This window comes from Roseburia sp. 1XD42-69, from assembly GCF_003612565.1.
GTDB lineage: Bacteria > Bacillota > Clostridia > Lachnospirales > Lachnospiraceae > Roseburia_B.
The window spans coordinates 73355-85475 of record NZ_RAZG01000016.1; the positions used below are offsets into that span (position 1 = coordinate 73355).

Consider the following 12121-nt stretch of genomic DNA (forward strand, 5'->3'; position numbering starts at 1 on the left):
AATCCTCCTGTGAAGGTTTCAAATATCCCAAGCCTATTGTCACCCGATGGTTTTTGGCACTTCAAACCCACCGTTTTTTACAGACGGGGCATTAAAAAGGGCATCTTTGCTTCCGTCAATATCCGTGGGAATATCCTCACGAAACACATTGTTTACAGGGAACACATGGGACATGGGTTCCACGCCGGAGACGTCAAGCTCATTTAATTTGTCAATATAGTCAAGCATTTCCTCCATATCTTTTTTTGCCCGCTCTTTTTCCTGGGGGGATAATTCCAGCTTTGCCAGAATCCCCACGTATTCAATGGTATCGTCACTGATTTGATTTGCCATAGCTTCCTCCAATCTCAAATAAATATCAATCCCGCACTTTGATATGCACTTCCCGAAGCTGCTGCTCCGTCACATGGTTTGGCGCACCGCACATTAAATCCTCCGCATTTCCGTTCATGGGGTATGGGATTACCTCACGGATATTTTCCTCGCCCAAAAGCAGCATAATCATGCGGTCGATGCCGGGGGCCATCCCTGCGTGTGGGGGAGCCCCAAACTGGAACGCATTGTAAAGGGCCCCGAATTTATTTTTCAAAACTTCCTCATCATACCCTGCAATCTCAAATGCTTTTACCATAATCTCCATGTCATGGTTTCTCACCGCCCCGGAGCTTAGTTCCACGCCGTTGCACACAATATCATACTGGTAAGCCAAAATATCCAGAGGGTCTTTTGTGTTCAGGGCTTCAAGTCCCCCCTGAGGCATGGAGAAGGGATTGTGGGTAAAACCAATTTGTTTTGTCACCGCATCTTTTTCAAACATGGGGAAATCGTTGATATAGCAGAACCGGAATGCATTTTTTTCCAGCAAATCCAGTTTTTCCCCAAGCTCCTTACGAATCATCCCCGCATAGTATGCGGCTTTCTCCTCTTTGTCCGCCATAAAGAAAATGGTGTCTCCGACTTCAAGTCCCGCCAACATTTTAAACTCCTCTTTTAATTCCTCCGGGATAAATTTGTCAATGGGCCCTTTGTAGCTTTTATCCTCCAAAACCTCCAGATAGCCAAGACCGCCCATGCCAAGGCCTGTGGCAAATTTCAGCAGCTTATCGTGAAAGCTTTTGGACATGTCACCATGAACTTTTATGGCCCGGACTGTTTTTCCAATAAAAGGTTTAAAGGTGCATTTCTGAAAAAACTCTGTCAAATCCAAAATCCGAAGAGGATTCCTTAAATCCGGTTTGTCTGTTCCAAACAAAAGCATGGCCTCTTTGTAGCTGTAAACCGGGAAGGGCGCCTGGGTGACTTTTGCTCCCTCCGGGGCAAATTTGTTGAAAGTTTCCGTGAGCACTTCCTCCCCCACTGCAAACACATCCTCCTGGTCTGCAAAACTCATCTCAAAATCAAGCTGGTAAAACTCTCCCGGAGAGCGGTCTGCCCGGGCATCCTCGTCCCTGAAACAGGGAGCAATCTGAAAATATTTGTCAAAACCGGATACCATTAGAAGCTGCTTGTACTGCTGGGGTGCCTGGGGCAGGGCATAAAATTTGCCCTTGAATTTTCTGGATGGCACAATATAATCCCTGGCCCCCTCCGGGGATGAAGCGCAGAGAATGGGGGTCTGGATCTCCAAAAATCCCATCTCCGTCATTTTTTCCCGGAGATAAGAAATCACTTTTGATCGGAAAATCATATTTTCTTTTACTTTCTGATTTCTTAAATCCAGATAACGGTATTTTAAACGCACATCCTCCCTAACCTCTCTGCTTGCAGCAATCTCAAAGGGAAGGGTGGTGTATACTTCTCCTAAAATGTCAATTTCCCTGGCCTCTAACTCAATAGTTCCCGTGGGAATTTTGGGGTTATATGTGTCCTCGTCCCTTTTTTCCACCAGTCCTTTGATGGAGAGGGCCTGCTCTTTGCGGATTCCTTTTAACAACTCCCCGTCCCTGATAACCACCTGGAGGACTGCATACATATCCCTTAAGTCAATAAAGGATACCCCGCCGTGGTCGCGGATATTTTCCACCCATCCCGCCACCCGGATTTCTCTGTCAATGTCACTTTCTGTCACTTTGTTTAATGTTACGTCTCTGTACTTACTGCTCATTTTCTTTGCTCCCTTCTTTTTAAAAAAATTCCGGGACGGACTATTTTTCTTAATCGGACAGAGGAAAATACATTTTCCTCTGTCCGCCGTGCAGGGCGCATGCCGTGTAACGGCTGATTTCCATGTGCGCCCCTGCACATAAAAAGAAAAAACCCCGGGACAGTTTCCTGTCCCGGGGCGAATCATCATAATCCGCGGTACCACCCGCATTGAAAAATGTAAAAAATTTTACACTTTCCCTCTCTTCTATGCTTAACGCGCATGACGTACTGGCCTACTCTGCACGAAATCTGTGTCTGTTCAGCCAGTCAGCTCCGGAGTGTTCCCGCTGCATCCTCTTCCAAACAACGCTCTCAGTCGGTGACGTTGTATTCCTGTCGGCCTCTGAATCCAGGAGTCTCCTTCTCAGCTTTTGCTTATCGTAACCGTTCTGCTTAAGCGAACCCTTACGTTTGTGTTACAATATAGCACACCTTATTTTGAATTGCAAGAAATTTTTTCAAGGGTACTTAAAATTTCTTCTCTCTTTGGCATCACCCGCAATGCGCCTTTCCTTGTGGTCACGATAGAAGCCGCCGCATTTGCAAAAGCCAGCATCTCCCTAAGTTCTGTCTCTGTGTACGCTCTGAAACCATGCTCCAAAACATAGTGCAGCACGCATCCGCAGAAGGTGTCCCCCGCCCCTGTGGTCTCTATGGTATCCGGCTGCAAGATTCCGGAAACCGAAACCATTTTGTCTCCCTGAAAGGCCATGCTCCCCTCTTTTCCCATAGACAACAGGAGGAGTTTTATGTCGTACTTTTCCAGAAGGATTTCCGCAGCTTTTTTTAAATCTTCCTCCCCTGTAAACCACTGAATTTCATTGTCCGATATTTTTAAAATGTCACACTGGCGGATTCCAAAATCAATCTGTTCCTTCGCATCGTTTAGCGTTTTCCAGAGGGGAGGCCTTAAATTTGGGTCAAAGGAAATCACCGCCCCGGATTTTTTTGCCAGTTCCACCCCATATTTTGTGGCTTCCCGGGAAATTTTATCCGTCATGGAGAGGGAGCCGAAATGAAAAATCCTGCAAAATTCCACCATAGATACATTTACTTCTTCTTTCCCAAGCATCATGTCTGCCCCGGGATTCCGGTAAAACGAAAAATCTCTGTCACCTCCGGGCAGGGTATGGACAAATGCCAGGGTTGTGGGAACTTCCCTGTCCTTCACCAATCCCTCTGTGGCTATATGCACTTCCTCCAGCGCTCTTGTGAGCTGCTCCCCGAATATATCATCTCCCACTTTTCCGATAAACCCTGTGGTATGCCCCAGCTGATTTAGCATCGAAAGCACATTGCACACGGCTCCCCCGGGGTTGGCCTCCAAAATCGGATTTCCCTGGGGGCTTACGCCGTTTTCCGTAAAATCAATTAAAAGTTCTCCAAGGGCCGTCACGTCAAACTTTTTTTCCATTCTTTAATTCCTCCACAATCGCATTGTAATGTGTCTTGTTTAAGCGGTAAAAAAACAGAACTGCCGCCGTTACAATCCAAAGTATTCCCGGAACTGTGGTAAAGGCATGTTTCATAATGAGAAGCACAGACCGGTTCTGCTGCTGATTTGCCACATATCCAAATTTTCCAAGAAGCCCTGCAAGAAGCGCCGTCCCAAGTGCCATCCCGACTTTGTTTCCAAGGGAGATAAAAGCATACTGGAAACCGTCGTTGCGAAGCCCTGTCTTCCACTGGCCATACTCGGCGCAGTCCGGGATAATGGCATAGATTGCCGTGTTAAACCCTGAGAAGAAAAACTGGGTCAATGCTGAAAAACCGTAAAAACATACAGGATTTTTATCTGCCCGAAACAGATACAAAATTAACATGCTGATTCCTGTTAAAAGTGCAAATATAGATGCAGCCCTGCCCTTGTTGTTTGTCTTTTTAAATACCGGTTGAAAACAGGCCGCTCCAATGATAGAAGGAATGATAATAAACATGGAATATACCGTGTAATAGGATGCATCTCCCTCCACATATGTAAAATAGTACAAAATATCCGCATTTCTGCCATACAGGGTAAAACCGAACAATACCTGCCCTGCCAGGGCTAAAAGGTAAGGCTTATTCTGTGCTACCGCTCTCAGCTGCACTTTCAGGGGCGTTTTTTCTTTTTCCGGAATCTCCACCACTTCCTTTGTCTTGGCAAAACAGAATAAATGGCAGGCCGCAAAAATACATCCGTATAAAACCGCTACGGTGAGATACCCCCGCCCCATGTCCGAACTTCCAAATTTTGACACAAGGGGAACCGTAATAATATTAATAATGCCAATGGCAATCATGGCAGCCACTGAACGGGAGGTGTTAATTTTAGCCCGCTCGTCAATACTCTGGGTCATTGCCCCGCAAAGGGTTCCATAAGGAATATTAACACAAGTATACCCCAATACCAAGAGGCAATATGTAATTACCATATATACAATTTTAGATGTGTCAGACCAGCCCGGGTGCGCCCAGAAAGTAAGGGCCAGAATCACTGCCGTAACAGGGGCCGCAATCAAAAGCCACGGACGGTAACGTCCCCATCTTGTCTTTGTCTTGTCCGTAAGGCTTCCGATAATCGGATCGTTAATGGCATCCCAGAATCTTGAAAAAAGCATGAGTGCGGATACTGCTGCCATACTGATTCCAAAGACATCCGTATAAAAAATCATTAAAAAATTGCTCACAAACATCCAACTGAAATTGCATCCCACATCCCCAAATCCATATGCAATTTTGCTGATGAAAGGTACACTTCCTTTTTCGTTTCTGCCTCCCATAGTATTTTCCTCCCGTCCCTTATTCCTGTACATTTATAATGACTTTCATGGTAGTCTCCCTGTTATCGTCTATGTACTGATAAGCTTTTAGATAATCTTTGAATGCAAATGTTTTGGAAATTAATGGTTTTAAATATACCTTATTTTCTTTCACCAGGGAGATTCCATCCAGATAATCCTCATGGCGGTACATCATAGTGCTCTTTATATCCAGTTCATGGTCGTTTGCAACTGCCAAATCTACTGTAGCCATCCCTGCAAAAACAGCCACAAGAACAATGATGCTCCCCTTTCTGGCATGTTTAATTGCCTGGCCCATGGTAATATTATTTCCGGCGCAGTCATAAATCACATCTGCCTTATCCGGACCGAAAGCCTCTGTCATTGCCTCCCCGAAATCTTTTTCTCTTGTGTTCACGCAGACATCGATTCCGCACTCCCGGGCTTTTTTCAGCCTTAAATCACTTACGTCCGTCACCATAACCTTCGCTGCCCCCATTCCCTTTGCCGCCTGAGCAACAAGATTTCCAATGGGCCCTGCGCCGATAACCACAATATTTAATCCCTTTACATTTCCCACCTGTTTTACCCCATGGACTGCCACTGCCAAAGGTTCAATCATGGCTCCTTCCTCAAAGGACATATCCTCCGGGATAGGGGTAACTTTGGAGGCATCCACGGCAAAGAAATGGGATGCGGTTCCTGTGGTCTGGAACCCCATAACTTTTAACTCCTCGCAGAGATTGTATTTCCCATGTCGGCAGGGATAACAGTTAGAACAGTAAACCTGGGGCTCTATGGTGACTTTCTGTCCCAGATGAAAATCCGTAATATTACTTCCGATTTCCACTACCTCCCCTGAAACCTCATGGCCCTGGGTTACCGGGTAAGAAGTAAAGGGATGCTCCCCGTGATACACATGGATATCGGAACCGCAGATTCCGATATTCATAATCTTAATCAATACCTGCCCTTCTCCTGGTTTTGGTACAGGTACCTCCCTGAATTCAATTTTCCCCGGCGCTGTCATAATTTGCTGTAACATCATATGTTTCCTCCTTTATGTTTTGTTTTATTAAATGTTTTATTAAAGTAATTACATTATGGCCCAGGAGTTCTTTTTTGTCAATAGATTTTGAATTTTTCGTCACAATCAACTTATTTTCCAAAGGTTTATTGTGCAATACTTACAATTAAATATCTGTGAACATAAAAAAAGAATTGTAAGGATTTTCGTCACTTACAATTCTCTCTCTCAACATTTTGCCTTCCTGTTACATCCGGCTTATCCATTTTTCAAAAAAATATTTTGCCACCCCTACAGCCGAAGCCTCTCTTTGGTAACGGCAGTTTTTTAAATAGCTCACATCCATATCAAAAAGGTTATAGCGAAATACTTTTTCCCCTAATTCCACCATATAATCCTTCAAATATCCTCCCACGTCTCCCCCTAAAATAATATCCGTGTCAAAAACCATACGGATGTTGGAGATTAGGATGGCTAGATTTTCCAGATACTCCTCCCAGAGCTGCTGGTTATCCTTATCACTGCATAAAGAATTCATAAAAGCATCCAAAGAATACTCCCCGCCTTTTGTCAAAACGCTTGCCGCACAATAGGCGTCCGCACAACCGGACTTACCGCAGTAACATTTTTTCCCCCCCGGGTGCAAAAGCATATGTCCAAACTCCCCTGCCCGCTTTTGGATACCCGTAAATAACTTTCCGTCAATACAGACTGCTCCCCCAAGCGTATTGTTTAAGGATAGATAAACCGCATCCCCCCTCTGTCCCGGATTTTCCGCCAGCATTGCCCCATTTGCATCATTTTCAAAGTATACAGGGAAGGGCAGAAACTGCTCCATCAGTTTCAGGCTGTAGTTTTCCAGATTTAGGGCATGGGATTTTGACAAAACAGAATCCTCCTGAATAATCCCGGGAAGGGAAACTCCAATCCCAAGAATTTTATCTTCCGTAACTTTATCTCTGTAAAATTCCTGTATTTTCATGGACAGCTCCCTGCAATATGCCATATCCGGCTGAAAGTCAAACCTTAGCCTCTGCCAGTCCGCAACATTGCCCCCAAGATCCACCAGCACCATTCCCACATGATGGGCCGTAATATCCACGCCAAGGCCATAGCAGTATGTGGGGTTCAGTGCTATCCTCCTTGCCTTTCTTCCCCCGGTAGAGGCCGTCTCCCCCACTTCCGAAACCAACCCCAGCTCCGTTAGTTCACTGATATTTGAAAGGACAGTGGGCATACTCAAATTAAGGCGGCTGGCCAGCTCCGTCTTTGTGGTACTCTCCCGCTCCAGCATATAACGTAAAATTTTTTTTCTGGCAACATTCTTTTTCTCCAATGCTTTTCCCCGCTTCTTTTCTCATTCCTTTTATAAAAGCATTATAAATTTGCAGCCTGTTTTTGTAAAGATAAAATTTTACTCCTCTGTTAAATGTTCCCTTCCCTGGGCGATAATCGTCCGCACATGGTCATCCGCCAGGGAATAAAAAATGGATTTCCCCTCCCTCCTGTTTTTCACCAGCTTATTCTGCTTTAAAATCCGAAGCTGGTGGGAAATGGCGGACTGGGTCATATTTAAAGCCTGGGCCAGGTCACAGACGCACACTTCCGTCTCAAAGAGCACAAATAAAATCCGAATCCTGGTAGAGTCCCCAAAAACCTTAAACAGTTCCGCCAGGTCATACAGCTCATTTTCCTCCGGCATGGTATCATTTACAATTTTCAGCAAATCCTCATGAACCTCCAGGGATTCACAACATTCAATTTCCATATCCTGCAAAATATCACCTCATTTTTCCTGCATAAACTCTAAAGATTTTTTACAAACAATGCCCGAATGGCATTTATCACGGCAATCACCATAACTCCCACATCAGCGAATATTGCCACCCACATATTGGCAATTCCCACTGCCCCAAGAATCAGGCAGATTACTTTGACACCAATGGCAAAATATATATTTTCATATACAATTCTAAGACATTTTTTTGAAATTTTTATGGCCTTGGCAATTTTTATTGGGTCGTCATCCATCAGCACCACATCCGCCGCCTCAATGGCTGCGTCAGAGCCTAATGCCCCCATGGCTATACCAATATCCGCCCGGGACAGTACCGGGGCATCATTAATTCCGTCCCCCACAAATGCCAGCTTTTCTTTTTCTGATTTTTTACTTAAAAGCTCTTCCACTTTCCTCACTTTATCTGCCGGGAGAAGTTCGCTGTAAACTTCTGTAATTCCCAAATCAGCCGCCACGTTTTCCGCCACGTTTTTCATATCCCCGGTAAGCATTACAGTCTTTTTTATTCCCGCCTTTTTTAATGCCAAAACCGCTTCTTTTGCATGGGGCTTTAGCTGGTCGGAAATTAAAATATGTCCGGCATATTTCCCATCCACCGCCATGTGGACTACCGTTCCCACCTGATGGCACTCTTTATAGGATATCCCCAGATGTCTCATAAGTTTTTCATTTCCCGCCGCAACCCTTATGCCGTCCACCAATGCCGTCACGCCGTTTCCGCTGATTTCCTCAACCTCTTTTACCCTGTCTTTCTCAACTTCCCTGCCATAAGCATTCTGAAGGCTTTTGCTGATGGGATGGGAGGAATAACTCTCCGCCAAAGCCGCATATTCCAAAAGTTTTTCATCTGAAATTTCACTGTGGTGAATTCCGCTTACCACAAATATTCCCTGGGTCATGGTTCCTGTTTTGTCAAAAACCACATATTTTATCTGGGACAAAGTTTCCAAATAATTAGAGCCCTTTACCAATACTCCCTGGTTGCCTGCCCCTCCAATCCCTGCAAAAAAGCTTAAGGGTATACTGATAACAAGGGCACAGGGACAACTGATAACAAGAAAGGTCAATGCCCGGTAAATCCACTGGGAAAACATTGCCTGGTTTCCCGTAACCAGATGAAAAAGCGGCGGCAGTACAGCCAACGCCAAGGCGCTGTAACAGACGATGGGGGTATAATATCTGGCAAATTTGCTGATAAAATTTTCAGAACGTGACTTTTTGGAACTGGAATTTTCCACTAAATCCAATATCTTTGACACTGTGGACTCACCAAATTCTTTTTGGGTCCTTATCCTTATCACGCCTGTCATATTGATGCATCCGCTGATGACTTCGTCGTTCACTTTTGCATCCCTGGGCAGGCTCTCTCCTGTTAAAGCGCTGGTGTTTAAAGTGGTCTCCCCTTCAATAATCACGCCGTCAATAGGAATTTTCTCCCCTGGCCCAACCAGAATAACAGAGCCGATATCCACCTCATCCGGGTTCACTTTTTCCAGTTTTCCCTCCCGTTCTACATTGGCATAATCCGGGCGGATATCCATAAGCTCACTGATATTTTTTCTGCTTCTCCCCACGGCATAGCTCTGAAACAGCTCTCCGATTTGGTAAAACAGCATAACCGCCACGCCCTCTTTGTAATCCCCAAGGGCAATGGCTCCCAAAGTGGCCACCGCCATAAGAAAATTTTCGTCAAACACCTGCTTGTTTTTTATGCCCTTTAAGGCTTTCTTTAAAATGTCATACCCCACAAGAAGATAGGGAACCATGTAGAGTACAAATTCCACATAGGGGCTGACAGAAACCTTCCCCGTCACAAGGGATATGACAGCCAGTAAAACAACAGCGCTGATAATCTGTGCCAATGCCTTTTTCTGCTTTTTATTCATAATGCTCCTCTCTCTCCTGCCTCTTTTTTCCAGGCAAAAAAACTGATACGAAAATTTTATCTTTGATGCCGGATTACTTCACAGTTCCTAAATAAAAATTTCACAGTCATCTTCCACTTTCTTGCAGTTTTTCAAAACCTCCTGCATCACCTGCTTTGGCTCACTACCCTCCTCAAACTCCACAATCATCTTTAAGGTCATAAAATTGACGGTAGCCTCTTTCACTCCGGCTGTCTCCTTTGCGGCCTGCTCCATCTTGTTTGCACAGTTTGCACAGTCTACCTCGATTTTGTAAGTTTTTTTCATGTCTGTTCTCCTTTTCTTTTCACATTTTTAATTGTTTGTCATTTGGTTCATATGAACAATTATTCATATATTTGATATTAGTATAACAGGTATTAAGAATTTGTCAAGAAGAATTTGAGATATAAACATATATTTTTCAACAACAGAAAGTATACTTGACATTTTTATCTTCTATGCTATAATCCATCTATTCAGCTTGCCTTTAAAATTGCCCGCTATTTTAATCTGAGCATTGAAGAAATTTTTATTTATGAGGAGGATTCGTTATGAAAAAAGGATTACTGATTTTTATGACCATTGCAGGGATGGTTATTCTACTGGGAGGACTGCTGACCTACGGTTTGGGGATACATAAAATTATACCTGTGCCCCGCCCGGATTTAATTGTAGTTGGAACCTCACTGATTGGTATTTTACTTATGATATCCGGAGGCTGTGATTTACTGATAAAAAAATCATGTAGCTATTAGATTTCATACGGATTATTGTAAAGTCTGAACATTAAAATTATTTGTGTGAGGGTTCAAAATGTCACATAGTAAACTTACAAAACGTGGTTATTCACTCTATATTGAAAAATGGAACTGCCCTGCAAAAAAATATATAAATACTTGTATCCTGTGCGGCCGTCAAGGATATAGTCCGGTAATAGAAGATAAGGATTTTTGCAGCACTTTAGAAAATAAAGTGATTTACACGGAATTAACAAGGATATTACGTGAAATGCCATTAGATGAATTAGGACGGTGTAAAGTTTGTGGGAAGGTACAAGACAGGAAATGAATAATGAATAAACAATTTCTATCCTATCAAAAGACAGCGGGCGTTTGCCTGTTGTCTTTTTTAGTACTCCTATTCTTTATCTGCCATGAAAACCTTGACAATGTCCCTTACATCCCCTATAATTAAACTCTAAGTTTAATTAATAAGGAGGCCGGAAATGGGACGGAGAAAAAAAGAACCCAAAAGCGCACACCGGGAAAAAATTGCTTCTGCTGCATCGGTATTTTTCATGGGAAAAAATAAAACAATGGGATTGTCAAAGCTGCAGTTTTTAGAGTATGGTTTTCATATGCTGTATGGTTCTATTGCAGCCGCGGAGGAAAGATTATGAGTGAAAAAGTTTTGCTTGCCATTTTGGGAAGTCCCCATGGAAATGGGATGTGTGCAGCTATGCTGAATTGTGCCATTGGGAAAGCCGAAAAAAACGGCTATCATGTAACAAAAATCAACCTGTACGAAAAAAATCTTTCATACTGTAAAGGATGCAGGGCCTGTATGAATACACAAACCTGTATTCAAAAAGATGACCTGCAGGAAATTGCAGCCTGCTTACAGAAATGCCAAACCGTTTTGCTGGCAGCTCCCGTCTATTGGGCAAATGTGCCTGCCGCTGTTAAAAATCTGTTTGACCGATTACTGGGAACAGCCATGGAGGAAACAAACACTTTTCCCAGGCCCCGCTTAAAAGGAAAGGAATATCTGCTTTTAACTTCCTGTAATACGCCTTTTCCTTTTTCATGGATATTCAGACAAAGCAGAGGGGCAATCCGCAGTATGGACGAATTCTTTAAAACAGCGGGAATGAAACCCATAGGTAAAATTGTATGTGCAGGTACGGTAAATAAAAAAGACTTGCCAAAACAGACAATCAAAAAAATTGAGAGGTGTATGTCATGAAAATATTCAAAAAGAAAATCCTTTTATCTCTTATCCTCCTCCTTTTTCTCGGCGGTTTGGTTTTGGGAATACTTTATCTTAAAGATGTTGCAGATTATAAACAGGCAGTAGAAGAAATCACTTTTGAAGAAATAAATATATCGGATGTTTCTGACGGAGTTTATATTGGAGAATATGATGTGAATTTTATATATGCTAAAGTGGAAGTTACCGTGGAAAATGGAGAAATCAAAAGCGTTAACATTTTGGAACACAGGCAGGAACGGGGAAAGGCCGCAGAATCCGTAACTGACAAGATTGTTGACGAACAGAAAATTGACGTAGACGCAATAGCAGGCGCAACAAATTCAAGCACCGTCATAAAAAAAGCTGTTGAAAATGCTTTGAAACTTGGACAATAGCAATCTCTGCACCCATGAAAAAACCGGGGTGCGGTGGCTATCTGAGAGGCTGTAAAAAATCTTGTGTCTATGAACTTTAGACTTTCCTGATAAGAATTAGATATGTAAGAGTATTT

Annotated in this window: 13 protein-coding genes and 1 pseudogene; 5 read left to right on the forward strand and 9 right to left on the reverse strand. The window is 43.4% G+C overall.

Annotated elements, in window-relative coordinates; translation table 11 throughout:
* Positions 1 to 39: 39 nt before the first annotated feature.
* The 9 genes from gatC to D7Y06_RS10280 form a co-directional block, all read right to left on the reverse strand.
* Entirely contained in the window at positions 40 to 333 is a 294-nt protein-coding gene (gatC, locus tag D7Y06_RS10240; RefSeq protein WP_120407702.1) for an Asp-tRNA(Asn)/Glu-tRNA(Gln) amidotransferase subunit GatC, read from the reverse strand.
* A gap of 25 nt (positions 334 to 358) precedes the next feature.
* Positions 359 to 2104: an aspartate--tRNA ligase gene (aspS, locus tag D7Y06_RS10245; RefSeq protein ID WP_120407712.1), complete on the reverse strand. Its 1746-nt coding sequence runs from the start codon at positions 2102 to 2104 to the stop codon at positions 359 to 361.
* 474 nt (positions 2105 to 2578) lie between these two features.
* Positions 2579 to 3559: a carbohydrate kinase family protein gene (locus tag D7Y06_RS10250; protein ID WP_120407703.1), complete on the reverse strand. Its 981-nt coding sequence runs from the start codon at positions 3557 to 3559 to the stop codon at positions 2579 to 2581.
* Positions 3543 to 4907 carry an MFS transporter gene (locus tag D7Y06_RS10255; RefSeq protein WP_120407713.1) on the reverse strand — a complete coding sequence of 455 codons (1365 nt, stop codon included), beginning with the start codon at positions 4905 to 4907 and terminating at the stop codon, positions 3543 to 3545. Before D7Y06_RS10255 ends, D7Y06_RS10250 begins: the two co-directional genes overlap by 17 nt.
* 19 nt (positions 4908 to 4926) lie before the next feature.
* Entirely contained in the window at positions 4927 to 5952 is a 1026-nt protein-coding gene (locus D7Y06_RS10260) for a zinc-dependent alcohol dehydrogenase (RefSeq protein WP_120407704.1), read from the reverse strand.
* Between the two features lie 229 nt (positions 5953 to 6181).
* On the reverse strand, positions 6182 to 7270 hold the full coding sequence (locus D7Y06_RS10265; RefSeq protein ID WP_243119228.1) for an ROK family transcriptional regulator: 1089 nt from the start codon (positions 7268 to 7270) through the stop codon (positions 6182 to 6184).
* A 78-nt stretch (positions 7271 to 7348) separates the two neighbouring features.
* A complete protein-coding gene (locus tag D7Y06_RS10270) occupies positions 7349 to 7702 on the reverse strand; it encodes an ArsR/SmtB family transcription factor (protein ID WP_120407715.1) in 354 nt (117 codons plus the stop codon).
* A gap of 38 nt (positions 7703 to 7740) precedes the next feature.
* Positions 7741 to 9618 (reverse strand): heavy metal translocating P-type ATPase, encoded by a 1878-nt coding sequence (locus D7Y06_RS10275; protein WP_120407705.1) that lies wholly within the window; start codon positions 9616 to 9618, stop codon positions 7741 to 7743.
* A gap of 87 nt (positions 9619 to 9705) precedes the next feature.
* The gene (locus tag D7Y06_RS10280; RefSeq protein WP_120407706.1) at positions 9706 to 9924 is read right to left on the reverse strand and encodes a cation transporter; all 219 of its coding nucleotides are present in this window, start codon (positions 9922 to 9924) and stop codon (positions 9706 to 9708) included.
* A 177-nt stretch (positions 9925 to 10101) separates the two neighbouring features.
* On the opposite strand from D7Y06_RS10280, the pseudogene D7Y06_RS27020 reads away from it, so the two are divergent.
* The 5 genes and pseudogenes from D7Y06_RS27020 to D7Y06_RS10305 form a co-directional block, all read left to right on the forward strand.
* A pseudogene (locus D7Y06_RS27020) lies at positions 10102 to 10194 on the forward strand (helix-turn-helix transcriptional regulator); the annotation flags it as partial.
* A complete protein-coding gene (locus tag D7Y06_RS10290) occupies positions 10191 to 10394 on the forward strand; it encodes a hypothetical protein (protein WP_243119229.1) in 204 nt (67 codons plus the stop codon). The pseudogene D7Y06_RS27020 and the gene D7Y06_RS10290, both read left to right, overlap by 4 nt.
* 470 nt (positions 10395 to 10864) lie before the next feature.
* Positions 10865 to 11038, forward strand: a complete 174-nt coding sequence (locus tag D7Y06_RS27025; RefSeq protein ID WP_243119231.1) for a hypothetical protein — start codon at positions 10865 to 10867, stop codon at positions 11036 to 11038.
* Positions 11035 to 11604, forward strand: a complete 570-nt coding sequence (locus tag D7Y06_RS10300; protein WP_120407707.1) for a flavodoxin family protein — start codon at positions 11035 to 11037, stop codon at positions 11602 to 11604. Before D7Y06_RS27025 ends, D7Y06_RS10300 begins: the two co-directional genes overlap by 4 nt.
* Positions 11601 to 12005: an FMN-binding protein gene (locus D7Y06_RS10305; protein ID WP_120407708.1), complete on the forward strand. Its 405-nt coding sequence runs from the start codon at positions 11601 to 11603 to the stop codon at positions 12003 to 12005. Before D7Y06_RS10300 ends, D7Y06_RS10305 begins: the two co-directional genes overlap by 4 nt.
* The last annotated feature ends 116 nt before the right edge of the window (positions 12006 to 12121 follow it).

What these genes read in the sequence shown, in the direction of transcription:
- D7Y06_RS10305 (WP_120407708.1), top strand. Translation starts at nt 11,601, where the DNA reads ATGAAAATATTCAAAAAGAAAATCCTTTTATCTCTTATCCTCCTCCTT.
- gatC (WP_120407702.1), bottom strand. Translation starts at nt 333, where the DNA reads ATGGCAAATCAAATCAGTGACGATACCATTGAATACGTGGGGATTCTG.
- aspS (WP_120407712.1), bottom strand. Translation starts at nt 2,104, where the DNA reads ATGAGCAGTAAGTACAGAGACGTAACATTAAACAAAGTGACAGAAAGT.
- D7Y06_RS10275 (WP_120407705.1), bottom strand. Translation starts at nt 9,618, where the DNA reads ATGAATAAAAAGCAGAAAAAGGCATTGGCACAGATTATCAGCGCTGTT.
- D7Y06_RS10250 (WP_120407703.1), bottom strand. Translation starts at nt 3,559, where the DNA reads ATGGAAAAAAAGTTTGACGTGACGGCCCTTGGAGAACTTTTAATTGAT.
- D7Y06_RS27025 (WP_243119231.1), top strand. Translation starts at nt 10,865, where the DNA reads ATGGGACGGAGAAAAAAAGAACCCAAAAGCGCACACCGGGAAAAAATT.
- D7Y06_RS10270 (WP_120407715.1), bottom strand. Translation starts at nt 7,702, where the DNA reads ATGGAAATTGAATGTTGTGAATCCCTGGAGGTTCATGAGGATTTGCTG.
- D7Y06_RS10280 (WP_120407706.1), bottom strand. Translation starts at nt 9,924, where the DNA reads ATGAAAAAAACTTACAAAATCGAGGTAGACTGTGCAAACTGTGCAAAC.
- D7Y06_RS10300 (WP_120407707.1), top strand. Translation starts at nt 11,035, where the DNA reads ATGAGTGAAAAAGTTTTGCTTGCCATTTTGGGAAGTCCCCATGGAAAT.
- D7Y06_RS10290 (WP_243119229.1), top strand. Translation starts at nt 10,191, where the DNA reads ATGAAAAAAGGATTACTGATTTTTATGACCATTGCAGGGATGGTTATT.
- D7Y06_RS10260 (WP_120407704.1), bottom strand. Translation starts at nt 5,952, where the DNA reads ATGTTACAGCAAATTATGACAGCGCCGGGGAAAATTGAATTCAGGGAG.
- D7Y06_RS10255 (WP_120407713.1), bottom strand. Translation starts at nt 4,907, where the DNA reads ATGGGAGGCAGAAACGAAAAAGGAAGTGTACCTTTCATCAGCAAAATT.